Source organism: Halolamina rubra (assembly GCF_000739555.1).
GTDB lineage: Archaea > Halobacteriota > Halobacteria > Halobacteriales > Haloferacaceae > Halolamina > Halolamina rubra.
Genome location: NZ_BBJN01000034.1, coordinates 13,865 through 36,769, shown reverse-complemented (window position 1 = coordinate 36,769; position 22,905 = coordinate 13,865). Strand labels below are relative to the sequence as shown.

The following is a 22,905-nucleotide window of genomic DNA, read 5'->3' as shown; positions in this document are numbered from 1 at the left end:
ATCGACGGCGTCGACGCCGTCATCCGACGGGACAGGTCGGGATCGCGGGGCTGGAGTACCGCGACGACCGGATCAGGTGGCCGGCGGTGACCGCGACGACCGCCGCCTCCTTCGGGACGGACGAGTTCGCCTCCGGCGAGGCGTTCACCGCGGGCGAGAACGAGGCCGTGCTCAACCCCGCCGCCGCCCGGATGTTCGAGGAGAACGTCTCCGCGGGCGACGAGATCACCGTCGAGATCTCCGAGAACGACTCCCGGACGCTCACCGTCGCCGGCGTGCTGAACGAGTCGACCGGCTTCGCCGCCGTCGGCGGGGGCGGCGCGACGCCCGCGATCTACGTCCCGACCGACCCGTTCTACACGACCACCGCCGAGAGCCCGGCGACCGGCGAGCGCGAGCGGGCGTACCCCCGGCTCACGATCCGGGCGGAGAGCTACGAGCAGGTCGAGTCCGTCGAGACGCCGGCGCGTGAGTACCTGCAGAACGACTCCGACGCCAGCCAGCTCAAACCCGCCTCCTACGAGATCTCGCTCACGACCAACGACGCGCTGGTCGAACAGATCCAGAGCATCCTCAGCACGTTCACCAACTTCATCACCGGGATCGCGGTGATCTCGCTGCTCGTCGGCGCCATCGGCATCGCAAACATGATGCTCGTCTCCGTCACCGAGCGCACCCGCGAGATCGGGATCATGAAGGCCGTCGGCGCGACGCGCCGCGACGTGGTCCAGCTGTTCCTCGTCGAGTCGATCATCCTCGGCGTCATCGGCTCGGTGCTGGGCACGGTGGTCGGACTGGCCGGCGGCTACGCGGCCGCGCAGCTGATCGACCTGCCCGTCTCGTTCGCGCCCGAGTGGTTCGCGATCGCGATCGCCGTCGGCGTCGGCGTGGGCATCGTCTCCGGGATCTACCCGGCGTGGGACGCTGCCCGAACCGACCCGATCGACGCGCTGCGACACGAGTAGTCCCCAGCTTCGGCCCTCCCCCCGCTGCTTCGGCCCTCCCTTCGCCCCGCGGTTCTCGTGGGTAGTTCGTCGACGACCGTCCCGCCAGCCAGGGGCTCGGCCGGGCGTTTAAGCGACTGCCGGCCCCACCGTCGGTATGGTCTCGGACACGCGGCTGTACGGCGCGGCGATCGGCGTCGTCTCGGGCGGCTACTCGCTGTGGAGCGCGTCGACGGCGACGGCGATGGGGTCGAGCGGCTGGCTGATGGCGCTGCTCGGCGTCGTCGTGCTCGTCCACGGCGTCCTGTTGCTCACCGACTACGCCGACCGCCTCGGCGACGCCAGCGGCCCGCTGATGATCGGCTACTCGGTGCTGATGCTGCTGAACCAGGCGCTCGTCGGGACCGGGATGACCGGCGGGATGGGCGGGATGAACGGGGGCATGGACGGCGGCACGATGGGCGGCGGGATGGACGGTACCACCGGCGGCATGGCGGGCATGGGCTGGGACGCCGGGATGGTCGCGCTCGCCGTCCTGATGCTGATCAGCGGCGTCATCATGACCCAGGGCGGCGACGACGGCCGGATGTAGCGCGACGCCGCGATCCGAAGGCTTTTGTCTTTAGGTCCCCCTAAATCCACTCAATGTCGACGAAGGAGCGGGTCACGGCTGCGGAGGGCGACGATCTCCCGGTCGTGAACGCCCACTGTCTCTCGACCGATCGGACCGTGTTCACCGAGGACGGCAACGAGGACGGCTGGATCTCGACGGACCTGACCGTAGAGATCCGGCCTTAGAGGCCGTCGTCGCCGAGGTATCGCTCGACGGTGTGTGCGTCGCGTTCGATGCGGAGGAGTCCTTCTTCCAGCGTCTCCGCCGTCCGTTTGTCGCCGACCTCGCGGGCCGTCTCGATCGCCTCGCGGAACGTGACCGCGAGCGTCGCGTAGCCGTCGAGGTCGTTGCCCAGCGCGTCGCGGAGGCCGTACACGTCGCCGCCCTCGATCCGCATCGGGGCGTGCTCGCGGATCCCCATCGGGCCGTTGACGGGGACGCCGCCGAGCGCGTGGACCCGGAGCGCGAGCTCGTCGGTCAGGTCGCTCAGGCGGTCGGCGCTCGCCTCCAGGCGCTCCGTGACCTGCCGGGACTCGGCGCCCTCGAGGGTCCAGTAGTGTTTGCGGAGCTGGTTGAACAGGATGTACAGCCCCGAGAGACAGCGGTTCAGGTCGCCGATCACCGCGGCGGCGGCCCCGGGGTCCAGTCGGAGCTCGTTGTCGCCGACCTCGCCCCAGCGGCGGCGGCGCTCGTCCTCGTCGGGCGAGCGCAGGTGTGGCGCGCTCATCGCTCCCCCTCCACGAGCGTGTCGTCCTCGACGAAGCGCTCGATCGTGTGCGCGTCGTCCTCGATCGTCTCCAGCCGGTCCTCGAGCAGTTCGCGGCTCGCCTCCTCGCCGATGGCGTCGGCGACGTCGACGGCGTCGCGCACGCCCGCCGCCAGCGTGGCGTACGCCGCCAGATCACCTTCGAGCGAGGCGCGCAGGCTGTACAGATGCTCGGCCTCGAGGTGGACCGGGGCGTACTCCTGGATCTCCGGCGGCGTGCTCACCGGGACGCCGCCAAGCTCCGTGACGCGCCGGGCGACGGCGTCGTCGATCTCGCGGAGCCGTCGGTACGCCTCCCCGTAGAACTCGGCGACGGCGCCGGATTCTGCCCCCTCGGCGCTCCAGTAGTGTTTCCGCACGAGATAGAACAAGTTGAACGCCCCGGCGTGGACGGCGTTCAGCGCCTCCACCATCTCGGCGGCGTCGTCGGGGTCGAGCCGGACCGCGCTCTCCTCGACGGTTCCCGCCTCCTGTCGGACGGTCCCGTCCGGCAGGTCGCGGACGAGCCGCCCGCGTTTGGGCTCGGACACGGCTTACTCCTGGACGAGCGTGTCGTTCTCGAGGTAGTGGTCGATGTCGTGGGCGTCCTCCTCCAGGTCCTCGAGCACCTCGCGGAGGAGTTCGGCGGTCGCGTAGTCGCCGAGATCCGTGGCGAGCCCGACGTGCTCGCGGACGTTCTCGATCACGTCGCCGTAGGCGTCGAGGTCGGCCTCGAGCGAGTCGCGGATGGCGTACACGTCCTCGCCCTCGAACTCAACGTAGGCGTGCTCCTCCTGGGCGGCCGGGCCCGCGACGGGGACGCCGCCGAGCGCCTGCGCGCGCTCGGCGATGGCGTCGGCGTGGCCCTCGAGCGTCTCCGCGGCGTCGTCGAGGAACTCGTGCAGGTCGCCGGACTCGGCGCCCTCGACGTTCCAGTGGTGCTTGCGCACCTGGTGGTAGAGCACGTACGTCGACGCCAGGTCGCGGTTGAGCGCGTCGACGATCTGCTCGGCCTTCTCCGTGTCGATGCGGACGGGGTTCTCCTCGACGGTGCCAGCTTTCTGTCGGGCGGTTTTCTGGGTACTCATGGCTGGTTACAGGTTGGGCGGCGAGGCTAATAAATCTTGTAGCCGCGAAACTGCCGATATTCAGGGTTTAGCCCGGCCAAAACTGCCGTTTTCCGCTCGCTCCGGCCGGGTTTCTCTCAGCCGTCGCTACGGCGATGAAAATGTCGCCCGGAACAGTTCGATATTATATATAACATTGAAACGGCGATTCGGGAAGATATAGAGCCTCTAACTCCCATTTCGCCCAAATCGCCGGAGCGTGTGCTATCGGTATGGACAATCTGATGGTTGCTGGGTCAACGTGACGCTTGTCGCATCCACTGCGTCACCGGGGGGCGTCCGGTGATGATGCCTACAGTACGGGCACTGACCTTCGTTCAGGAGGTCTGACGCCCCTTTTGCCTGTCGGCACGTTATAGTTGAAACTCAACATCAAGCTGTCCGAGGGACTTGAGGACGTGCTAAGCGTTAGAGTGGTACCATAACATATATCTCAACCTGACAATAATTCAGACTCATCCGGGGCTGTTAGCTGTGACCATCACACAAACCGAAGAAGAAAACTTCCAAGCCGAAATCGGGGATTTCCACGCCCAGCACTTCGAGGATCAGTGCTATCCAGCAGCCGTCAAAAACATCGTGATAGACTCGCCACTAGGAAAGACAAGAATGGGATGTCAATGAGTCTGAGCGAAGTGAACGAGGTCTGTGGGTACAAACGAGGCCTGCAATGTGAAGAGGATCTCATTCCTGAACGCCTTACAAACGAACTCACAGACTACGGCTATGAGACTGTTGTCGAGACCGCTCCCGAAATGAATCTCGACAGGCTCGAGAACATTATCGAGAATGACAGCACCTCATTGCCGATTGTGGAACTCGATCCGACGTACTTCGATGCGGTTGCCGAGCGGATTGATGGATACCACGTCCAGCCCGCTGTCGAGCGTGAGCTCGCACACGTAGTGATTCCGTATAAGGTGAATAGCGAAGAGATATTGTATTACGATCCGTACGAAACATACCACGAGAAGCAACCGGGTGTCGAAGACGCACCGTACCGATGGCCACTCATGGATTTTGTTGAACTCTGGAGTGGTGATTACGAGGAGCGCTGGACGCTCTGGCTGGCGCGCCGCGGGTACGAAGTGACCGACATTGACGGTGCTTCAGAGGACTAAATCTATGTCGAGTCCAACTACAGAACCTCGGTCGAAAATTAGGTTCGATGAACCTGCGGACATCGAAGACGAAGTCGAATTGAAACTTAAGCGCCGGTTCGGGCGCGGATTGTTTGTCACGAAGTACGATGTGATGGATGACTCGGTTACGATTAAGCTTGGAAACCAAGTTCCGAAGGACGTTAGTGACTGTCGAGACCGTGACCGGGTTCTGAAGTTCATCTCGTACAAGCCGATATTCACGCTGAGTGCAGAGGCGACAGATAATGGGTATCTAATTGAATTGCCGAACCGTAGCGAAATCCATGACGGGTTCGTTGACCGGAAGAAAATGGTGGCGCGGCAACTTGATACCACGATGGCGAAGTCTATCTATGAGGAATTAGCGTCTTTCGGGCCTGTGCAAACGCAGTTGACGGGTGTGAAGGACATTTTGTGGGCTGTGCGTGAGAAGCAACCGGTTGACGAGGAGGAGATTTTCGCGATGCGTGGGCGGGGTAGCGTTGATCAGACCGAAATGTACCTGCACGTGCTTGACCAGACTAACTTCATTCGTCGGTCAGAGGGTGATTTGTACACTGACGAGAATCTGAACGCGCATGATGAGCTAGAGATTGAGTCGGATGAGTTCAGCAAACTGGTGTTGGGGCAAATTGTTCAAAGAGCCTACCACACTCTCAAAGATGAGCTGAATCTGACGCTGCTTCAGCACTATCCGAAGTATGCGGGGTCGTACTATTACAGCGCGTTACAGCGTGATAAACCCGATCTCCATTTGGATGTTGAGACAATCACAGATAACCTGCATACGGTGTATGGAGATGACCATGTGCACAAGTTCACCGTGGAGAAGAAACTGAACGAACTCGCACGAGCGAAGGTTGTGCACAAGGAGGATGATCTGTTCTATGGTGATGCTGATGTGTACGCGGACGTGGCCAGCCAGACACCAGTCTGAGCGATAAGGTTTCATAGACCCAAGAAGTTCAGAATCGGTAACCTGCTGTCAGTAGTGATCGAGAAGAATCACCCGATACCGGGTACTTCGAAATAGACGTTATTGAGGATCTAATAGCGGGTATTTCGAAGTGCGATTGCCGGTTAGCTGAGCCGACCTCTGAGTAGAAGTACCCTGTCCGGCTTACGAGGCTGACAGCACCCGGCGCGTCCAGGGCATAACTTACCGAGAAGTCTTCGCATGCGGAACTGTTGGGAGAGATACGTTAAACATTCTGGCGTCGGTACACTCTCACAATGGATGTCAGCAGGCTGGAGACGCTGAAAGACGAGTACCCGACATCAAGTTGGGCGCTGTGGAGTCCGGAGTTCCCTGACGAGGGCTGTATCGAGGAGGATCCAGAGGAGTTCTACGAGTTCATCAAGCGCAACCGGGACCGCTTGCGACCGTCGGTTGTGTTGCTCTCGCTGAACCCATCAACCCATCTACCGTCCAACTACCAGAACTTCCACTCCACCGCTCCGAAACACCGTAACGACCAGTTCCGCGATTTCGTTGAGGGAGCTGACCTCGAAGGAGCCTACATGACAGATCTGGTTGAGCGCATCGTTGATGCGGATTCTGGTAACGTTGATCCGACCTCGGACGATGTCGAGAACTTTCTACAGCAACTGAACCGTCTCGAGCAGGGGACGTATCACCTCCTGTGCTACCACGAGAAGGTGTTCCAGACGCTGATGGATTTCTGTGATGCGAGGTTGCGAGAACTCGACCACGACATCCGAGCGTTCCGTGCCGTCCAAGATGGCATCCGACTGAACTGCTACCGCGTCTGGTTCCACGCCAACTGGGGCGCAAACCGAGACAAGGTCGAGGAGTTACAAAAGCAAATGTCGTATCTGAGTTCGGAGATCATCGATGGCGAACTCGCTGACCTCTCCCGCTGGATTGAGTAGTTATCCGCCTTGGTGGCCGAAACTACCTCTGGAGAACAGATTACTGAACACTCGCGTTACTCCCGAATGCTGAGCTCTCGGAGATCTTCGCCGCTCTGAATCTCGGTGATGGTCGTCAGGTTGCTCGCTACGTTCCGTAGTTGACGGCCTTTGAGCCGCATCCATGTCGTGCCGAGGGCTTCGCGTTCTGTCTCTGTGGACGGGATCCACTGACAGTCACCGATCAAGTCCCGGGTCCCCTTTGGGGCGAACGCGAACGCAGTCGTTTCATCGGGTATCGATGAGAGGGCGGATTCCGCAGAGAGTAGGTACTCCTCTCCAAGCACCACGAACGTTACATCGGGGCTGTCGGTCAGGCACTTCTCTATGTTTCTCGGGATACCCAGTTCCTCAGCCACCGCTTGTATTCGTCCTGCCTTGGTCAGATCGCTTGAATCGTATCCGAACCGCACTGCTCGGCGACGAACCGCATCGTCGTCATTGAACGTACACTCATACGCCGGCAGTTTGGTCTCGGGACGAACCAGCCCAAACCCTGCTGAGATGATCCGCCAGTCTACGTCGGCCATCTCGCGAAAGCGATCAACAGCCGCCTTAACGTACTCGTGTTCATCGCCAGTATAGAGCGTCTCGGCTGGCAACGAAGTCTCGGCGTATTTGTCTACAAGAGCGGATCTGGATGTGCTATCGATGTCATCGCAGACGATCTCGGGGTCGTCGATCTCCTTGTCACCCGAACAGGCAGATAGGACGAGCACCGACATAGATAGATATTCACATGGTGCTCTGATAGTCTTGACCGTTAACGCTACCTCCCATGTCGCGGCAATCAGATCTCGACCGACTGTACCGTCTTCTCTCGGTGCTCGAAGATCGAGTTGGTGGGAAACAACAGCTCGGTGACTGCACCGGCTATATGGACTGGCCTGACCGCGGCGTCTACTTCTTTTTCGCCGATGACGAACGACGGGAAACGACCAACCAGCTCCGATTGACGCGAATCGGAACCCATGCGGTCTCCGCTGGCTCAGGCACATCCCTTTGGAACCGTCTCCGCACACACCGTGGAGCGAACAGCGGGACCTACGAGGGCGGTGGCAATCATCGGGGTTCGGTATTCCGAAAGCGTATCGGCGAGGCGATGATCGAACGGGACGGTCTTCACGAACAGTATCCGGACTGGGGCGAAGGTTCCAGCGCTGGACGCGAACGTCGCCTTGCGGAGCTGGAACACGAGCGTCGTGTGAGCGGGTACATCCGTGATCTCCCCTTCCTGTGGTTAGACATCGACGACGAGCCAAGCCCTCAAAGCGACCGTGCATACCTCGAACGGAACGCAATCGCATTGGTTAGCAACTACCGGAAGGCCTCTCTCGATCCTCGGAGCAAGGACTGGCTCGGGAGTGATAGTCCTCGAAGGGAGATTAGCGACTCAGGCCTGTGGAATATCAACCACATCGAGGAAGAGTACGACCCAGCCTTTCTGGACCGCCTGGAAGCGGCTGTTGAGGAGACAACACCACCGTAAGATCCACGCCGGAACAGCCGTTCTGGTGGCTAAATCGGTTTAATCCGGGAGGTACGGCTCTCTCGTTGTACTACAATATAATAAGCGAACACTGATCCCGGCAAATCTAATGTCTTCAGACGCTGGAGGCAGAAATTAGGAGACATCGGCGCGATGCTGTCAGAGCCGTCTTCTGATAATCGCAATACAATGGCTACTTCGAAATACCCATTACTAAATCCCTAATAACGGATATTTCGAGGTCGAGTTGCCGGTTAGCTGAGCCGGCCTCTACATTGAAAACCCTCGTCTCTCTGGCTTCCGACGCTGACAGCAGTGGCACCTCGGTGGTCGGACCCGGTAACGCAGCTTACGAATCCTTGTTTAAGCGGATGCTTTACTGTTCAGTCCCTACTAACAGCTTCTTCGCCGATCTTCATTTCCAGCACCCGTTCCGCTTTACATCAACCAGTACGTCGCCAGGTCAGAGAGCGGTATTACTCACAGCCAATCGTTGTTTTGACCGAAGTGCGAACCAACTAGATCTCCGAAGGGCTTTTGGACGCTTCAGCGATGGGTACTGTCGTGAGTATTAACGGAGACGACGGGAAGTTCGAGCGGGGTCTCTGGCAATCTGCCGAGAAGCTTCGAGGACCGGTCGAGGCAGCCGAGTACAAGCATATCGTGCTCGGACTGCTGTTCCTGAAGTACATGTCCGACGCGTTCGAGCGTCGGCAGGCAGAACTGGAGGAACTGACGCGCGACCCGGACTCAGTCTACTACTGTGATGGCGACGAGGAGGAACGGGAGTTCATCCTGAACGATAAGGACTCCTACTACGCCGAGAACGTGTTCTACGTTCCGGAGGAAGCTCGCTGGGAGCATCTCCAGGCGAACGCGACGGACCCAGAAATCGGCGTCATGGTGGACGACGCAATGCGAGCGGTCGAGGACGAGAACACCCAGCTCGAGGGGATGCTGGCCAAGCAGTACTCCCGGATTCCGCAGGACACCCTTGAGGGACTGCTGAACGAGTTCGCAAATCTGGACCTCGGCGGCGATCAGGACATGGCGGACCAAGACCGCGACGTGTTCGGTCGTGTCTACGAGTACTTCATCAAGGAGTTCGCCCGGAAGGAAGGCCACCGTGGCGGGGAGTTCTATACCCCGAAGCACGTCGTCGAGTTACTCGTCGAGATCCTCGAGCCCTACGAGGGACGCATTTTCGACCCCTTCTGTGGCTCGGGTGGGATGTTCGTCCAGAGTCACAACTTCCTACAGCGTCACAACGGCGACGCGGGTCAGCTCTCGCTGTACGGCCAGGAGATCAACGAGGCCACATGGCGCATCTGCAAGATGAACCTCTATCTGCGGGGGATCGAGGGCCGCATCGAACTCGGCGACAGCATCCGCGACGACAAATTCTCGCGCCTACACGCGGATACCGTTATCACCAACCCGCCGTTCAACATGAGCGAGTGGGGGAAGGACACCGTCGCGGACGACGACCCGCGATTCGAGTACGGCATGCCACCTTCCAACAACGCGAACTTCGCGTTCATCCAGCACATGCTCTACCATCTGGAGGAGGACGGCATGGCTGGCACGGTGATGGCCAACGGCTCCATGTCGGTTCAGGGGACGGAGGGCGAGATCCGCGAGAAGATTATCGAGGACGACCTACTCGACGCCGTGGTCTCCTTGCCGGGGGAGCTGTTCTATACCACATCGATTCCGGTCTGTCTCTGGATTCTCTCGAAAGGGAAAGGCGAGGATGGCGACGAGTACCGCGCGCGCTCGGACGAGACACTGTTCATCGACGCCTCGGACATGTACGAGAGCGTCGATCGCACCCAGAACGTGCTGAAAGAGGAGCATATCTCGAAAGTCGCTGAGACGGTACGGGCCTACCGTGGCGAGGACGCCGGCGACGAGTACGAGGACAAAACCGGGTTCTGTTCGGTCGCGACGACTGACGATATCGCCGATAACGGCTACATGATTACGCCCGGTCGATACGTCGGCATCCGGCGGGAGGAGGACAATGGCGTTCCCTTCGAAGTGAAGATGGAGGAACTCAGTGCAGAACTCCGGGAACAGTTCCAGCGCTCGAACACGCTTCAGGAAGAGATAGAGACGAACCTGGAGGAGCTAGGGTTTTGAGCGACTACGAATCACTTGATGTAGTCCCAGAGCAGACATATGAGAACGCAGATCTATCTCAAGAGCCCTTATTGCCCGAAGAAGTTCCACCGGAATGGAAAGTTGTGAGATTAGGGGATATTAAACACCTGAAAAATAGTCGGGTGGACCCGACAGACATGGAGTCAGAGGCCTATATTAGTTTAAAACATCTGAAGAAAGGCGAAACACGAATTGAAGAGCATGGTTACGCTCAGGAAGTAAATAGCCATAAGTATGAATTTGAGCCGAATGACGTATTATTCGGGAAACTCCGACCCATATTTAGGAAAGTGGTCTTGGCAGATTTCGAAGGAATATGCTCTACTGATATAAATGTATTCGAGCCAGTAGAGGGTGTTTCCCGCCACTTCTTACTATATACCTTATTCAGAGAGGAATTTATCCAATATGCTGATAAAACTTCAACTGGTACGCGCATGCCGAGAGCCGACTGGGATGAACTAGACGAACTCCTAGTTGCCGTTCCACCTATACAGGAACAAGATGCTATGGGTAATCTTTTAGCAGCGCTAGATGACCGAGGGGTCGAGAATTCCACTATTTTGGAAAAGTCAGAGGAAATGGTGGAGATTCTTTTCAAATATCTGTTCGTTGACTTCGGTCCATATAGCAAATTCCAAGAAACAGAAATCGGAAAGCTCCCCGAAAAATTCGACCTGAAGACCTTATCAGAGGTTCTCTCGCTACAACGCGGATACTCCTATAAAGGAGAGAATACCAATGAGGAAGGTAACGGAATTCCAATGGTCAATCTAGGAAATATTTCGCCGGGAGGGGGGTTTACTGGGAGTAATATGAAATACTTCACAGGCACAGCCAAAGAGCGCTATAAAATCTCACCAGGTGAGTTGGTGATCTCACATACGGACATGACACAGGATGCAGACATATTGGGATCACCGCTCGTTGTTCCCGATTTCGGAGCTAACGAGATGATATTCTCACACCATCTATACAAGATAGTTGATTCAGATTTACCCACAGAATATCTATACCCGTATTTCTTATCAGAATACTTTAAACAAACTGCTGAATCGTATGCCTCGGGTACGACGGTGCTGAGTTTCTCGTCATCAATTACAGAGGATACGTATATCCCAGTTCCAGATGAAGACTCTCTGGAGGCATATCTTTCAGCTTCAGAACCGCTATTCAAGATGGTAGAACTAAAAAGACAAGAGTCAGCTACACTCTCAGAACTGAGGAATACAATCCTCCCCAAACTCCTCTCAGGCGAAATCCGACTGCCGACGTAGGGGAAACACCAAAACCCCTGCCCTACAACGAGCTTACAAGAATGGCGCTCGACGAACTCGGGCTTGCTGAAGAGCCCGCCATCGAGGTTTTCGAACAACTGGGCTACACCCACGTTCCCGGACCGGAGCTCGCCGACGAGCGCGAGTCGCTCGGGGACGTGGTACTGCGCGAGCGTCTGCGTGAACACGTCCACGCGTTCAACCCCGAGGTTCCGCGTTCAGCCTGCAATGAGGCGATCAAGGACCTACTGAGCGTTCACTCGCCGGACCTGCTACGGGACAACCGCCGTGTCCATGAGATGCTTACCAACGGGATTCACGTTGAGTACGAACAGGACGGCGAGGAACGCGGCCGGTTCGTCCACGCCATCGACTTCGACAATCCAGGGAACAACGACTGGCTCGTCTCCACGCAGTTCTCCGTCAAACTCGGCGACGGCCCACGGCGGCGTCCCGATATGGTGGTGTTCTGCAACGGGCTTCCCATCGCGGTGCTCGAGTTCAAGGACCCGACCAACCCGAGCGCCACGCTGGAGAACGCCTACGAACAGGTGTGTACCCGGTACCGGAAGGACATTCCTGACCTGTTCCGCTACAACGAGCTCATCGGGCTGATGGATCTTACGTCGGCGAAGCTGGGCTGTCTGGACGCCGGCTGGGAGTGGTTCCGGCCGTGGCGGTATGTCGAGGAGGAAGGTGACGAGCCTGAGGAGTACAGCGAACAGGAAACGCTGCTCCGCGGTGCGTTCGAGCCGGAGCGCCTGCTCGACCTCATCGAGGGGTTTGTCGTCTACAGCGACAGTGACGGCTCGCTGACGAAACTGCTCGCTGGGTATCACCAGTTCTACGGCGTCCGTGAGGCCGTCGAGAGCACCGGCAATGCGCTGGGGTCCGAGCTGGGCCGTGCTGGAGTGTTCTGGCACACTCAGGGCTCTGGGAAATCGCTCTCGATGGTGTTCTACGTGCGGAAGATCCGCCGTGAGTCGCAGTTCGAGAACCCGACGTTCGTCGTCGTCACCGACAGGAACGAACTCGACGAACAGCTCCACGATACGTTCGTCGATGCCGGATTTTCCGTCGATTGGGCCGACAGTATCGACGACCTCCGAGGGCTGCTCGACCGCGAAGCCGGGGGTATCGTGTTCACGACTGTACAGAAGTTTCAGACGGTCGGTGAAGAGACCGACTTCCCGACAGTCAACGAGCGCGAGGACGTGATCGTCATCGCCGACGAAGCCCACCGCTCACAGACACAGGAACTCGGCTACAACCTCCGGGTCGCACTTCCGAACGCTGCGTATCTCGGGTTTACCGCGACTCCTATCCATGAAGGCGACCGTGCCACGAAAGACACGTTCGGAAGCTACGTCAGTCAGTACACCATCGACCGTGCGGAAGCTGACGGTGCAACCGTCCCGATCTACTACGAGTCCCGATTCGCCAAGCTCGAGCTCAACCGTGAGGAGATCGCTGACCGCGTACGAGAGGTGATGGACTCTGCGGACGAGGATCTGGAATCTGAGCTCACCGAGAAATGGACGACGCTCAGAACCGTCATCGAGCACAGCGAGAAACGCTTGCAGCGCATCGCCGACGACATCGTCTCTCACTTCAACGACAGAGGGATCGAGGGGAAGGGAATGGTCGTCGCCATCAGCCGGAAAGCAGCAGTCGAGTACAAGAACCGAATCGAGGCGAACCCCGATGCGCCGGAGGTCGCAGTCGTCATCTCCGATCCTGAGGAGTACATTGATGACCCCGTTCCCGAAGAACGGCTGAAGCGCCGGTACAAGGACCCCGACGACCCGCTCGAACTCGTCGTCGTTTGCGATAAGTGGACAACCGGGTTCGACTGTCCGCCGATGCATACGATGTACATCGACCGGCCGATGAAGAACCACAATCTCCTCCAGACCATCGGCCGCGTCAATCGCGTGTACAACGACAAGCCGGGTGGTCTCATCGTGGACTATATCGGTATTGCCGAGGATCTCAAGCGGGCACTCGACAAGTACACCTCGGACATCCACGAAACTGCGATGACAGATCTCGAGACGGCCATCGAGCTACTCCACCGGAAACATGAACGTGTAGCTAGCTTCCTCTCCGGAGTAGAGTACGAGAATTGGCGTGACCTGGAGAAGTTGGAACTAAGCCGTCTCTACCAACGCGCACAAAGTGAAGTGATCGCCACCGAGGAGAAAGAACAGGAGTTCATGGACACGGTCGCGGAGCTCGAACGGGTGTACGGACTCGTAATGCCACACCAAGCGGCCCAAGAGATTCGTTCCGACCTCCTGTTTTTCAAAGGCGTTCGGAACGGTCTCAAAGACACCTCGCCAAAGAACGGGACTACCGGTTCGTACGAGTCTGCACTCAAGGAAGTCATTCAAGAGGGAGTCTCAGCTGACGACATCGTAACCGTGACTGGTTTTGACAAGTGGTCCTCGGAGAAGCCAATCCTGAACGACGAGTTCCTCGCTGATGTGGAGCAGGTCGAAGAAACGCGTCTCCAAGTGCGACTTCTGGAGAAACTCCTCCGAAGCGAGATCGAAACCCGGAAGGAGCGAAACCTGACGAAATACGAGTCATTTGAGAAAGAGCTCGAAGAGACGCTAGAGGAGTATAACAAGCAGTTCCTTACGACAGATGAGGTCATCTCACAGCTGAAACGGTATGCCGCAGAGCTACAACAGACTGATTCCCGTATGGATGAACTCGGTCTTTCAGAGGAGGAGCTGGCGTTCTACGATGCAGTGTCTGAGAACACGACCGTAGAGATCTCCGATGAAGACCTCATCGACATCGCTACCGAACTTCGCGATCTTTTGCGTAAGGAGGCAAAACTCGATTGGACGAACCGCAATCAGATGCGTGCTCAGGTAAAGATGCAGATGAAAAGCGTGCTCCGGAAGAAAGGGCTTACTCACAGTCAGTACGAGCCACTCATCTCTCCAGTAATGCAACAAGCTGAAGCTCTCTACAGCGACGCAGGCGCCTGAGTTATAATGGAAGTGGATGAGAACACGGCAGCGGACGTCAACGAAATCCACAGTTAGGGAGAGACAGAGACTCCTGCGCCCAATGTGGAGTATATCAAGCACCTCGTCAATCCAGTCGTCGATGAGAGAATCTTCCGCTGTAGCACTCGGCCAGTGAGCCCTCTAGCTCGTGAAGTGTCCGGCAATTTGCCCCATCACTCACTTCTTTTGTGCGGGCCGAAGGTCTCGCCAGCGGAACCCGTGCGTTGACCCATCGTCGAACTCCACAGTAAACAAGTGGGTATCCCGTTGGTCGCTGGTTTCACGGTCTGCATCATCCATCAGTATGTCCACTATCTCGCCGTGTCGTCCATGGAACCGGTCGAAGTCGGGATCTGTCGTGTCCGGGATGTCAACCCGAACACGATCACCGACCTCGAAGCGCCTCATAGCCAATCGCTTCTTGGTCCCTACTCCTGATCGTTACGGTCTGACCACCGGTCACCCATCGCCTCAGCACGGGCTTGAACGTCATCCAGGTGGGTAATCTCGGAAAGCTTCACCCATCCTGCCATCTGCTCGAATCCACACCGATCATTGCACTCGTAGTAGACCTTCCAGCCCGCCGGTTCCTGCTTCGTCCCGTAGACCAACGAGGCCCCGCAATCCGGACACAGTGCTGTCCCGTGTTTGCTGAACGTAATCATCACGAATCCTCCGGAGGAGATCGGTCACGGACGCGGAGGCCGGTCAGTCGGTGGCTCAAGAACACTCCGATGAGGATGGCTTCGTCAGCACATTCAGTTGCAGGATCAATCTCCGCAGGCGTACACTCCAGACACCAGGTTCGTCTGGGTGTCCAGCCCCCGCGGTCGTGCCACGTTACATACATCCCGGCTTTTTCCCCTGACTGTATCGGAGCAGAGCACCTATCACAGATATGCCCAGTCTCGACACCGTTCATCGCCGCCGCTGGGTCTGGACGGCTCATTCTTCCTCCAGCGTGTCCAGGGTGTTCTGTAGGTTCTCCTCCGAGAGCGAGATCCACTGCTCGACACGATCTTCCTGAGCCGTGAGCCGACCCAGTATCCGTAGCACCGGATACCACACCCGCATCACCCACCGGAGGAACCGCATGAGTCGTTCAAGCATCGGCGATCGCCTCCAGACGCCACTCGTCGAGGTCGCTCTTCGTCAGCGTCCAGCTGTTCTCCGGAAGTCCGGCGACCACGTCACGCTTGAACTCCTGGCACCATTCACGAGCGAACTCATCGTCGTACGCATGTGCGAGGATGGCGATTGCCAGCTGGGCAGGGCCGCTTCCTCCGTAGCCCCACTCGAATCCACTCGGAGATGCCGAGAGGAGATCGTATCGACAGTCGAGTGAGTCGCCATCGACTGTGACTGAGCACGCCTTACCAACGGGCATCCCCGGATTACGGCGACCAGAATAGACATGGGTAGCTCCTGCTGCCACGCTCGTCCCCCCACTTGTGTTCGGTGGCTGTCGCCGAGGGTCGCCCGCAGACGAGACCGAAGAGTCACGACTCATGGAGTCACCCCCTGAAGCCGATCAATCGCAGCCTCCAGCGACGCGGCTTCCTCGCTGAGATCCTGGGCATGCTGTTCGAGTTGCTCGGCACTCATCTCGAGGTTGCTAGCAGTCCGTTCGAGTTCGGCGGCTAGCGTCTCGACATCAACCTGTCCAACTTCCATCCGCGTCCGGCGCAGATGCTTACACCCACCATCTGGCTCTCGATTGCGGTAGTCGGGACAGGAACAGACTCCCTCGCGCAGATCAACCCTGTACTCGGAGCCGGACTGTGTCGTCACCGAGAACACCGCTTGAGCCTCCTCGATGACGGTCATATGCTCCGTAGCCGCGCGAACCGTCCGCGGTTCTACGTCTGGCTGAATTGACTCGGAGCTCACGTCCCATCACCCCCAGATTCACGGATCGGAACCCAGTACTGTTCGTCTCTGGTGAGCCTCTCCCTGCACTCTAGGTGACACGCCTCCTCGACGAGGTCGATTGCTTGCTTTGCCGCCGAGAGCGTCAGGGTCCCACTCTTGAACGTGTGACCGCGTTCGAGTGTTTCGGGGTTGGTCGTTAACCGCACGTCTACGACCGGCCCGAAGCTCCTGTTGTTGACACAGCCAGCCCGAGAACTCCACGGGCCGCGAAGTGTGACGGACTCTCCATCAACGGTAGTTATTTCGAAGCAGTCTCCGGTGTAGCCACCTTCATTCCCGTTTCCGGACCAGGCGAAATACTCGACATACCCGTCCTGTACCGCACACCAGATACTGTCCTCGTGTTCAAACCGCAGGTCGGACCGGTCGGGTATCTCATCGACGAGCACCTCCAGGCGCGGGGCATTGGCGACATCCTCCCGCCAGTCCACGGAAGCATCCTTGATCCGCATTACTGACTCACCACTCGCTCACACGTCTCCGGGAGGTCGCCCTTGCTCAGCACCTCGACACCACACTGGATACAGCGCAGGTACTTCTCCAGATATTCGGTTTGGCCCTCGTGTCTGCGGTGAGGGTCAGGATGCTTGCCGGGCACCCACTCCGTCTTGTCGATCACCAGGTGCGGGCCGACCTGTTCCGCATCTGGGTGTCTGTTCGACAGCGTTTCCACTCTTGAGTCCGTATTCGACATTGGCTTCTTGCCTCCATCAGGAAGCCTACCGAGTCCGGTGCTCCTACACCGGGCCTTTGCTCCGAACTCGTGTGCCCGAAGCCGCGGCTCTCGGATAGGTTCCCTGTATATGTAGATTAGTTAGGAAGGGTGTTAGTAGTATCTGAAACGGTGTTTTTCGCTTTTTCCAAACGCTCTACCGGTGGTTTTCTCTCATCGGAGATCGAACTGCTGTCAGCGGCGGAGGCCAGGCCGACGTCAACCGGTACTCCGGTAACCGGACAGACGGCTCTGACAGCAGTGCCACCTCCTCTTATCGGGTCCTTGTGTGGTGGTCCGTCACATTTGGACGGTACTCTCTGTATCAGGTTCGCCCGAGACGCCAAACTGCTCTGTGGCCCATTCTACCCACTCTGCCGACCCATCTGTACTCTCAATCTTTTCGGATAATCGCCAGACTGCGTCTACTTCGAAATTGCTATTATTATCTACTACTAATAACGCCTGCTTCGAGGTAGGGAGATCTACCCGATGGAGCCACCCGGCTCGCTGTTGGTACCCGTCGCGTTCGACCAGGCCAAGCGATCTGAGTTCGTCGAGGTAGTCGCGGAATTGACGTTTGGTTACATCAACCCCCCCGCTGTGATTCGTAGCGAGATCGTAGAATTGGTTGACCGTCGCCGTGAACGTCTCTTTGTCCCACTCGTAGAAGAGATCATCCTTCGTTCCGGCACGGCCATGGTCATATAGCTCAACGCAGATTCGCAGGAGTTTGATGGCTCCTTCGGAAATCCCGACCTGTTCATAAATCGGATCCGCGAGTTCCGAGAGATCGGCAAGCGTATCGACGGGGAGCTCTGTCGGAACGTTTGTCAGAAGGTAGATAAACTTTCTCTCATCAGAGATCGCCGGTCGGAGCCGGTGGGCCAACTGAACGATCTCGTGCTCTCGGGTGTCTCGGAACAGATCACCTACTAATCCGGAGTAGTGCTTCGTGGCGATAGCCCGGCCACTCCCCGTCTCATCCTCGTAGTAATATTTCCGATATATCGGAGGCTCGGCGGCTAATTCTCCCTCTTCATTCCGCCGTGAGCTATACTCTATCCCGCCGATTCGGACATCCTCACGGTCTACAGCAAGGAGCTTTGCCTTGCGCCTGAGGTCTTTTTCATTCGCGTGAGGTGCGCCGACAACCACGACCGCCTCGGGCTCTGTTCGGTTCAAGCCACGCCCGGCGTGGAAGTACATCCAGTCGTGCTCGTCTACATCCAGGAACGAGTCGTTCCCTCGATGGCTGACTACAAGAACTCCGTCGTGGCACTCAGCCGCTGTCCCGATGACCGTGTTGAATTGCTCTTTCCGTTCCGATCTGGCGTTCTCAAGCGTGTGCTGGTGGTACTGTCCGTTGTAGATTTGCGTGATGTTCGCGTTCAGCCTTACTGGCTCATTGCCGGTGACAACTACATCGTCCTTGTCGAGGCCGAACAGCAGGGCGTACTTCTGCTTTGTCGGAGTCGCATCAAGGATGAGCGTCTGGCTCGGCGCAGGCAGGTCGCTCGTCAGAGGAAGCTTCTGATAGTACAGCTCATATTCGGGCCGTCGTTTTCGGGGATCATCTTCGTCGGCCCATGCTATCACTCTCGGGAGCTCACCAACCGTTTCGGTGAGTGGATCATCATTCTCGTGCCATCCGCACGAACCACATACGTGCATCCCTACATCACGGTCGGTGAGCAGTGGGTCAGCCGAAGACCGTCCAGTCCGGATACAGAACTTTGAGACGTTTCCGCACGCAGGACAGTCTTCGACTCCGGGTGAGGTGGCTATAGCGCGTCGTGCTGATTCGTCGTCCAGACCGGCTTCAGCGGCGGCCGCAAAGACCGCATCCAGTCCAAGGGGCACATAGTCCCAGTTAGCGAGATCGACCTGACGCTGAAGTACGCCATCCACAGAGACGGTCCCGCCAAGAAGCATCTCATGGTAGGCATGTTTCACCCATGCCAGGGCCTCAGCAACCGGGTCAATCTCATCGCCGATTCGCCGACCGATCCAAGTGTCCTGTTCAATAGAAATTGTTGGCGGGTCGAGGTCCCTAAATTCGAGCGGGTCATCCGACTGACGACGGTTCTGTCTGAGCACGTCGATAACGTCGGTTATGAATAACGCTATCTCATCGATGACAGAGGAGATCGCCGAGTCTGTCGATAACTCCGCCAGCGTTTGACTTACGTTTTCGAGGTCTGACTGAGATAGATGCGTTGTGTCTTCGAATAGACTCTGAACATCGTCGAGGACGTTGTACCCGACCGTATTGACCGAGCTCATGTAATTAAATACGGTAACGACGATCGCTGATCCGTCGCGATCATTAATCTTCTCTAAGGTATCCCACTGGTCTTCCCACGGACAATCCTCGTCGTCATCGTGTGGGTTGACCACATCGTGTGCTGTTTTGGTGCCGCGTTCCTCGGCGATGAGCTCGAACCGCTCTCGAACCGCATTATCGCTGGGTAAATCAAACACGGAGCACATCCGCGGACAGTTGTCCCGGTTGCCGTGGGTCTCACAACGGGTGCCAGCTACCTTCGCATCCATACACTCGGATTCGATGGGCTGATCCGGACCCTTTAGATGGAGGTGTGGATCAGGCTTTGCGGCATCCGCTCGAAACTCGTGTGCGTTCTCGTGCTGTGGGAAATAAAACACGAGCGTGTCCTCTTGCTGTTCAGCCCCGATAGCAATATTTGTTGTTTTACCGAGGCCAGGATCGTCGCCCCAAATTTCGAGTTCATCACGCGCCTTCCATGCTTCATACCGCTCGTTTTGAAGCTCCTGTCGCCGTGCCTCCTTATCGAGGGGAACGGCATTTCGAGCCGGGGGCTTGCACGCGCGGAGTCCGAACGGACGGTCTTCTGGCTTCGGGTAGCCGATCCCCGTGTCGTTGGCATCTGATCCTGTCATCGTAGGCTAATAATGGCAACAGCAAGCTGGGCCCAGCCGGGCCAATCGGGGTGGGCGAAACCGCCAAGCCACTCCACGTACAAGGAGTACATGGAAGGCCTGATCCAGGCATGTTCCCGTGGCCTCTGGCTACGTGTCGCCGAGCATCCTCCCTTATGCTCGGCGGTTCCCAGCTAACCGCTTAGTTCTCAGTCTCCACCTCCTCGATGAGCCACGACACAGTAGCGTCGTAGTGTTCGAACTCATGTTTCTCCTTGATCGAGCGGAGCCCGTCCCGCGTCGATTTGTCGATGCTGACGGTTGTGATCTCCATAATTCTGAATTAATAGACGGGTTACTCCCTTAATACCAGTTTTCACCGGGTCAGCTGTTCGCTTTTTCGAACGACCGCACGAGGAGCTCACCGGCTTCGGTCAGCCCGTAGTATTTCTTACCACGACCCTCCTCGCTCACCTCAACGACCTCAATCATACCCTCCTGTTCGAGTTCATCGAGATGCGTATAGACGCCACCGGACGAGATACCCACCGCTCCCGCAATCACGTAGCCGTGAGATGGACCGTCTTGGAGTTCCCGCAAGATGGCTAACTTTGTCTCGCCGATTAGACTCATCCACCAGAAAATCCAGAGCGATTTGAGATAGAGAATATAAAAGGGATCCCCAACCGGTTGGAAAAGTCTAACATATTCGTCTCCCTTGTGAGACGGGTGCGACTCTTTGACGTAGACCAAACCACGATGCCAGTCCAGACGGAACCGCATGAACAAACACACTTTGAGAGCGAGTTCGAGTTAGAACAGATCCTCAACGCGGCTCCCGAGGCGCTTCTGGACGAACCGGTGTTCATTTTCAGTCGTCAGCCGAGTCTCGACCCTGGCCTTCCGGATCTCGTCGGACTCGATCAGTACGGGAACGTCATCGTGTTCGAGCTCAAGAAGGGACTCAGCGGGACCGGAAGCGCAAGTGAGGAAACGATTCTCAGCCAGCCACAGAACTACGCGCGAGCCCTTGGCCCGTGCGACTACGACGACCTGAACGAACTCTACCAGGAGTACCAACAGCAGATCCGGAGTGGCGAGTGGGCTGTCGATGAATCACTCATCCCTGCCGAGTCGCTGGACGATGCCTTCGAGGCAGTCTTCGGGCGGGTGCTCAAGCCCAGGGACTACAACCAGTATCAGCGGATGGTCATCGTCGCCGAGACCATCACAGGGCAAACCGCGGAGAACGTCCGCTATCTCCAGGACCAAGGCCTACATCTCCAAGCACAGGAGGTGCAACTGTTCGAGTCTGCCGACGGTGCATCGGAGACCTTGGCAACGACAGTCGTGGTTGATTACGATGACAGGCGGGTGCGTCCGAGTCGCGTCGGCAACCCCACCTACGACGAGGTCAACCGTGAGATTCTCGAACGTGTCTATCCACAGATTCAGTCGCTCGTCGGCGGCTCGACTCTCGGTGAGCTCGTCAATTCCTTCGACAGTAGAGAGCCGCGACTCCACTCAGAACATCCGGATCATCCAGAGGCAGTCGAGTTCAGTCTACGAGTCAAGCCGCGGACCGATGGACAGGTTCGAGTGACCCTCGATGTCGATAACGACGAGGACGCAGTCGAGACGATCCGGGAGCATGCGGACCTGTTCGAGGAGCACGGCTTCGAGGTGAGCCACACGCGCTCACGCCATCGAGTGGTTATGTTCACCTGGGAGATGGACAGCTTCGAACCGCTGAATCAAGATGAGGTACTCGACGAGATCGCCGAGACGTTCGCCCTTCTCGTTGAACTCAGTCACGAGGTGTTCGGGGCCCCACCACAGTAATCGAAAGGTGGCTAAAGCAGATTCCGCTCAGTCGAAACGCCCGTGATCCGTCCGTAGTCTATCAATCTCTAACCCGTCTCACGGGTGCCGGATGTGCTTGAGACACATCGCACGCAGTATTCCGGTACTCGCAGGTCGGGCTGGTCGTGCTATTCGTGTGTTCGAGTGAAAGTGGCCGCGGTCCCCTATGGTTCGACGAACCATCCTGGGGTGGGAGGCCAACCCGGGGAGGGGTTAGCTCAGTGTCGTGGGAACCCAATTTCGCGAGAGTGATCCCAGGGTTCGTCGTCGGGGACGGGTGTCATTCCGTGGTCGATCTGCTCGTCAGTGAGGTCGTAGCTGATCTCGTGCTCCATGATGAGTCTCTGGTACTGCTGGCCGAGTTCTGATGGGTCGGTTGTCCGGCTCGACTCGATCAGATAGTGCGCCATATTTCGACCTGCCCGGGACCCTGCTGCTGTATGGGTGTCATTTGTAACGTAGCCCAGCTCCCCCAGGTCTTTGCTCTCTGGCTGTACGGGGAAGTCGTGATCTGGTTGTTCACCACGGTGAAGTGACTTCATCCGATCTCCGGCGATCTCCAGCCACCAATTCTTCATCGGGAGGAGTTCTCGAGCCGACTCGGCCTCAGCAAGGAGACTGGCAGCCCGCATAGCACAGGCGATTCCCATCCCCTCGTCCGGATCCCACTTCTTCGTGGCGAGCTGTCGCAGTCGTTCGATGGCAGGGAGTAGGTCGGCCTCGGTGATCGAGAGGCGGTTGTCTTCTATCATCGTAACTTGAAGCCTATCCCATGCGTTCCAGCTGTACCCTGATCGGCACAGTTCGAAGGCCGCGAACGATGCGCGTTCTCGATCACCTCGACGGACAGCCTTCTGCAAGAGGCTGGCCATCGTGTAGCGCGAGAACCCGCCCTTAGTCATGTTGTTGTCGAGTGGCTTTCCAAGGTCGTTCGTATCGTTGCTCATAGATTTCGTTTGTTCGTTGTCGTTGGTCTGGGAGCGATGCCTCTGGCGGGTAGTGCTGTATCCCTGAGTTATTGTATTTAGTAATTTACTTGTTG

Annotated in this window: 26 protein-coding genes; 11 read left to right on the top strand and 15 right to left on the bottom strand. The window is 57.8% G+C overall.

What is annotated here, in order from left to right:
* From ACP95_RS09775 to ACP95_RS16125, 3 genes are all read left to right on the top strand, one after another.
* Positions 1-965: ABC transporter permease (locus tag ACP95_RS09775; RefSeq protein WP_049981033.1), on the top strand; the 965-nt coding region annotated here is incomplete at its 5' end.
* Between the two features lie 136 nt (positions 966-1,101).
* Complete coding sequence (locus tag ACP95_RS09770; RefSeq protein WP_049981032.1) at positions 1,102-1,536, top strand: hypothetical protein; 435 nt, start codon at positions 1,102-1,104, stop codon at positions 1,534-1,536.
* Positions 1,537-1,589: 53 nt separating this feature from the next.
* Positions 1,590-1,742, top strand: a complete 153-nt coding sequence (locus ACP95_RS16125; protein ID WP_154018513.1) for a hypothetical protein — start codon at positions 1,590-1,592, stop codon at positions 1,740-1,742.
* On the opposite strand, the gene ACP95_RS09765 is transcribed toward ACP95_RS16125, so the two are convergent.
* From ACP95_RS09765 to dpsA (ACP95_RS09755), 3 genes are read right to left on the bottom strand one after another with little or no spacing between them, the layout of a single operon-like run.
* Entirely contained in the window at positions 1,739-2,284 is a 546-nt protein-coding gene (locus ACP95_RS09765; protein WP_049981031.1) for a ferritin-like domain-containing protein, read from the bottom strand. The genes ACP95_RS16125 and ACP95_RS09765 overlap by 4 nt on opposite strands.
* Positions 2,281-2,853 carry a DNA starvation/stationary phase protection protein DpsA gene (gene dpsA / locus ACP95_RS09760; RefSeq protein WP_049981030.1) on the bottom strand — a complete coding sequence of 191 codons (573 nt, stop codon included), beginning with the start codon at positions 2,851-2,853 and terminating at the stop codon, positions 2,281-2,283. Before dpsA (ACP95_RS09760) ends, ACP95_RS09765 begins: the two co-directional genes overlap by 4 nt.
* A 3-nt stretch (positions 2,854-2,856) precedes the next feature.
* The gene (gene dpsA, locus ACP95_RS09755; protein ID WP_049981029.1) at positions 2,857-3,390 is read right to left on the bottom strand and encodes a DNA starvation/stationary phase protection protein DpsA; all 534 of its coding nucleotides are present in this window, start codon (positions 3,388-3,390) and stop codon (positions 2,857-2,859) included.
* Between the two features lie 674 nt (positions 3,391-4,064).
* Here dpsA (ACP95_RS09755) and ACP95_RS09750 point away from each other — a divergent pair.
* The 3 genes from ACP95_RS09750 (at position 4,065) to ACP95_RS09740 (ending at position 6,464) form a co-directional block, all read left to right on the top strand.
* On the top strand, positions 4,065-4,550 hold the full coding sequence (locus ACP95_RS09750; protein ID WP_161782065.1) for a hypothetical protein: 486 nt from the start codon (positions 4,065-4,067) through the stop codon (positions 4,548-4,550).
* 4 nt (positions 4,551-4,554) lie between these two features.
* Positions 4,555-5,508 (top strand): hypothetical protein, encoded by a 954-nt coding sequence (locus ACP95_RS09745; protein WP_154018511.1) that lies wholly within the window; start codon positions 4,555-4,557, stop codon positions 5,506-5,508.
* 296 nt (positions 5,509-5,804) lie between these two features.
* Positions 5,805-6,464 carry a hypothetical protein gene (locus tag ACP95_RS09740; RefSeq protein WP_049981026.1) on the top strand — a complete coding sequence of 220 codons (660 nt, stop codon included), beginning with the start codon at positions 5,805-5,807 and terminating at the stop codon, positions 6,462-6,464.
* Between the two features lie 56 nt (positions 6,465-6,520).
* Here the strand turns inward: ACP95_RS09740 and ACP95_RS09735 are convergent, their stop codons facing one another.
* Positions 6,521-7,228, bottom strand: a complete 708-nt coding sequence (locus ACP95_RS09735; RefSeq protein ID WP_049981025.1) for a hypothetical protein — start codon at positions 7,226-7,228, stop codon at positions 6,521-6,523.
* Positions 7,229-7,281: 53 nt separating this feature from the next.
* On the opposite strand from ACP95_RS09735, the gene ACP95_RS16620 reads away from it, so the two are divergent.
* The 4 genes from ACP95_RS16620 to ACP95_RS09725 all read left to right on the top strand — a co-directional run bounded on the left by ACP95_RS16620 (position 7,282) and on the right by ACP95_RS09725 (position 14,434).
* A complete protein-coding gene (locus ACP95_RS16620; RefSeq protein ID WP_082224642.1) occupies positions 7,282-7,992 on the top strand; it encodes a hypothetical protein in 711 nt (236 codons plus the stop codon).
* Positions 7,993-8,556: 564 nt separating this feature from the next.
* Positions 8,557-10,134 carry a type I restriction-modification system subunit M gene (locus tag ACP95_RS09730; RefSeq protein WP_237560428.1) on the top strand — a complete coding sequence of 526 codons (1,578 nt, stop codon included), beginning with the start codon at positions 8,557-8,559 and terminating at the stop codon, positions 10,132-10,134.
* The gene (locus tag ACP95_RS15335; RefSeq protein WP_082224641.1) at positions 10,131-11,432 is read left to right on the top strand and encodes a restriction endonuclease subunit S; all 1,302 of its coding nucleotides are present in this window, start codon (positions 10,131-10,133) and stop codon (positions 11,430-11,432) included. The genes ACP95_RS09730 and ACP95_RS15335 overlap by 4 nt, the downstream gene beginning before the upstream one ends.
* A gap of 41 nt (positions 11,433-11,473) precedes the next feature.
* Entirely contained in the window at positions 11,474-14,434 is a 2,961-nt protein-coding gene (locus tag ACP95_RS09725) for a type I restriction endonuclease subunit R (protein ID WP_049981023.1), read from the top strand.
* A gap of 198 nt (positions 14,435-14,632) precedes the next feature.
* On the opposite strand, the gene ACP95_RS09720 is transcribed toward ACP95_RS09725, so the two are convergent.
* From ACP95_RS09720 to ACP95_RS09680, 10 genes are all read right to left on the bottom strand, one after another.
* The gene (locus tag ACP95_RS09720; protein WP_049981022.1) at positions 14,633-14,863 is read right to left on the bottom strand and encodes a hypothetical protein; all 231 of its coding nucleotides are present in this window, start codon (positions 14,861-14,863) and stop codon (positions 14,633-14,635) included.
* 20 nt (positions 14,864-14,883) lie between these two features.
* Entirely contained in the window at positions 14,884-15,120 is a 237-nt protein-coding gene (locus ACP95_RS15760) for a hypothetical protein (protein ID WP_154018510.1), read from the bottom strand.
* Positions 15,121-15,400: 280 nt separating this feature from the next.
* Positions 15,401-15,565: a hypothetical protein gene (locus tag ACP95_RS15755; protein WP_154018509.1), complete on the bottom strand. Its 165-nt coding sequence runs from the start codon at positions 15,563-15,565 to the stop codon at positions 15,401-15,403.
* Positions 15,558-15,965: a DUF6166 domain-containing protein gene (locus ACP95_RS09715; RefSeq protein ID WP_394324974.1), complete on the bottom strand. Its 408-nt coding sequence runs from the start codon at positions 15,963-15,965 to the stop codon at positions 15,558-15,560. Before ACP95_RS09715 ends, ACP95_RS15755 begins: the two co-directional genes overlap by 8 nt.
* Entirely contained in the window at positions 15,962-16,282 is a 321-nt protein-coding gene (locus ACP95_RS09710) for a hypothetical protein (RefSeq protein ID WP_049981020.1), read from the bottom strand. Before ACP95_RS09710 ends, ACP95_RS09715 begins: the two co-directional genes overlap by 4 nt.
* Before the next feature lie 59 nt (positions 16,283-16,341).
* Complete coding sequence (locus ACP95_RS09705) at positions 16,342-16,839, bottom strand: hypothetical protein (protein WP_049981019.1); 498 nt, start codon at positions 16,837-16,839, stop codon at positions 16,342-16,344.
* Positions 16,839-17,006 carry a hypothetical protein gene (locus ACP95_RS09700; protein ID WP_154018508.1) on the bottom strand — a complete coding sequence of 56 codons (168 nt, stop codon included), beginning with the start codon at positions 17,004-17,006 and terminating at the stop codon, positions 16,839-16,841. Before ACP95_RS09700 ends, ACP95_RS09705 begins: the two co-directional genes overlap by 1 nt.
* 393 nt (positions 17,007-17,399) lie before the next feature.
* The gene (locus ACP95_RS15750) at positions 17,400-20,021 is read right to left on the bottom strand and encodes a hypothetical protein (protein WP_154018507.1); all 2,622 of its coding nucleotides are present in this window, start codon (positions 20,019-20,021) and stop codon (positions 17,400-17,402) included.
* A 181-nt stretch (positions 20,022-20,202) separates the two neighbouring features.
* The gene (locus ACP95_RS16475) at positions 20,203-20,334 is read right to left on the bottom strand and encodes a hypothetical protein (RefSeq protein ID WP_272913171.1); all 132 of its coding nucleotides are present in this window, start codon (positions 20,332-20,334) and stop codon (positions 20,203-20,205) included.
* Between the two features lie 50 nt (positions 20,335-20,384).
* Positions 20,385-20,753, bottom strand: coding sequence for a PadR family transcriptional regulator (locus tag ACP95_RS09680; RefSeq protein WP_237560427.1), 369 nt, complete (start codon positions 20,751-20,753; stop codon positions 20,385-20,387).
* 6 nt (positions 20,754-20,759) lie between these two features.
* On the opposite strand from ACP95_RS09680, the gene ACP95_RS09675 reads away from it, so the two are divergent.
* On the top strand, positions 20,760-21,842 hold the full coding sequence (locus ACP95_RS09675) for a hypothetical protein (protein ID WP_049981013.1): 1,083 nt from the start codon (positions 20,760-20,762) through the stop codon (positions 21,840-21,842).
* A gap of 239 nt (positions 21,843-22,081) precedes the next feature.
* On the opposite strand, the gene ACP95_RS15745 is transcribed toward ACP95_RS09675, so the two are convergent.
* Entirely contained in the window at positions 22,082-22,810 is a 729-nt protein-coding gene (locus ACP95_RS15745) for a hypothetical protein (RefSeq protein WP_154018506.1), read from the bottom strand.
* Between the last annotated feature and the right edge of the window lie 95 nt (positions 22,811-22,905).

What these genes read in the sequence shown, in the direction of transcription:
- ACP95_RS16475 (WP_272913171.1), bottom strand. Translation starts at nt 20,334, where the DNA reads ATGGAGATCACAACCGTCAGCATCGACAAATCGACGCGGGACGGGCTC.
- ACP95_RS09765 (WP_049981031.1), bottom strand. Translation starts at nt 2,284, where the DNA reads ATGAGCGCGCCACACCTGCGCTCGCCCGACGAGGACGAGCGCCGCCGC.
- ACP95_RS09675 (WP_049981013.1), top strand. Translation starts at nt 20,760, where the DNA reads ATGCCAGTCCAGACGGAACCGCATGAACAAACACACTTTGAGAGCGAG.
- ACP95_RS16620 (WP_082224642.1), top strand. Translation starts at nt 7,282, where the DNA reads ATGTCGCGGCAATCAGATCTCGACCGACTGTACCGTCTTCTCTCGGTG.
- ACP95_RS16125 (WP_154018513.1), top strand. Translation starts at nt 1,590, where the DNA reads ATGTCGACGAAGGAGCGGGTCACGGCTGCGGAGGGCGACGATCTCCCG.
- ACP95_RS09720 (WP_049981022.1), bottom strand. Translation starts at nt 14,863, where the DNA reads ATGAGGCGCTTCGAGGTCGGTGATCGTGTTCGGGTTGACATCCCGGAC.
- ACP95_RS09710 (WP_049981020.1), bottom strand. Translation starts at nt 16,282, where the DNA reads ATGACCGTCATCGAGGAGGCTCAAGCGGTGTTCTCGGTGACGACACAG.
- ACP95_RS09735 (WP_049981025.1), bottom strand. Translation starts at nt 7,228, where the DNA reads ATGTCGGTGCTCGTCCTATCTGCCTGTTCGGGTGACAAGGAGATCGAC.
- ACP95_RS09705 (WP_049981019.1), bottom strand. Translation starts at nt 16,839, where the DNA reads ATGCGGATCAAGGATGCTTCCGTGGACTGGCGGGAGGATGTCGCCAAT.
- ACP95_RS09725 (WP_049981023.1), top strand. Translation starts at nt 11,474, where the DNA reads ATGGCGCTCGACGAACTCGGGCTTGCTGAAGAGCCCGCCATCGAGGTT.
- ACP95_RS15755 (WP_154018509.1), bottom strand. Translation starts at nt 15,565, where the DNA reads ATGCTTGAACGACTCATGCGGTTCCTCCGGTGGGTGATGCGGGTGTGG.
- dpsA (WP_049981029.1), bottom strand. Translation starts at nt 3,390, where the DNA reads ATGAGTACCCAGAAAACCGCCCGACAGAAAGCTGGCACCGTCGAGGAG.
- ACP95_RS09770 (WP_049981032.1), top strand. Translation starts at nt 1,102, where the DNA reads ATGGTCTCGGACACGCGGCTGTACGGCGCGGCGATCGGCGTCGTCTCG.
- ACP95_RS15750 (WP_154018507.1), bottom strand. Translation starts at nt 20,021, where the DNA reads ATGACAGGATCAGATGCCAACGACACGGGGATCGGCTACCCGAAGCCA.
- ACP95_RS15745 (WP_154018506.1), bottom strand. Translation starts at nt 22,810, where the DNA reads ATGAGCAACGATACGAACGACCTTGGAAAGCCACTCGACAACAACATG.
- ACP95_RS09740 (WP_049981026.1), top strand. Translation starts at nt 5,805, where the DNA reads ATGGATGTCAGCAGGCTGGAGACGCTGAAAGACGAGTACCCGACATCA.
- ACP95_RS09745 (WP_154018511.1), top strand. Translation starts at nt 4,555, where the DNA reads ATGTCGAGTCCAACTACAGAACCTCGGTCGAAAATTAGGTTCGATGAA.
- ACP95_RS15760 (WP_154018510.1), bottom strand. Translation starts at nt 15,120, where the DNA reads ATGATTACGTTCAGCAAACACGGGACAGCACTGTGTCCGGATTGCGGG.
- ACP95_RS09715 (WP_394324974.1), bottom strand. Translation starts at nt 15,965, where the DNA reads ATGAGTCGTGACTCTTCGGTCTCGTCTGCGGGCGACCCTCGGCGACAG.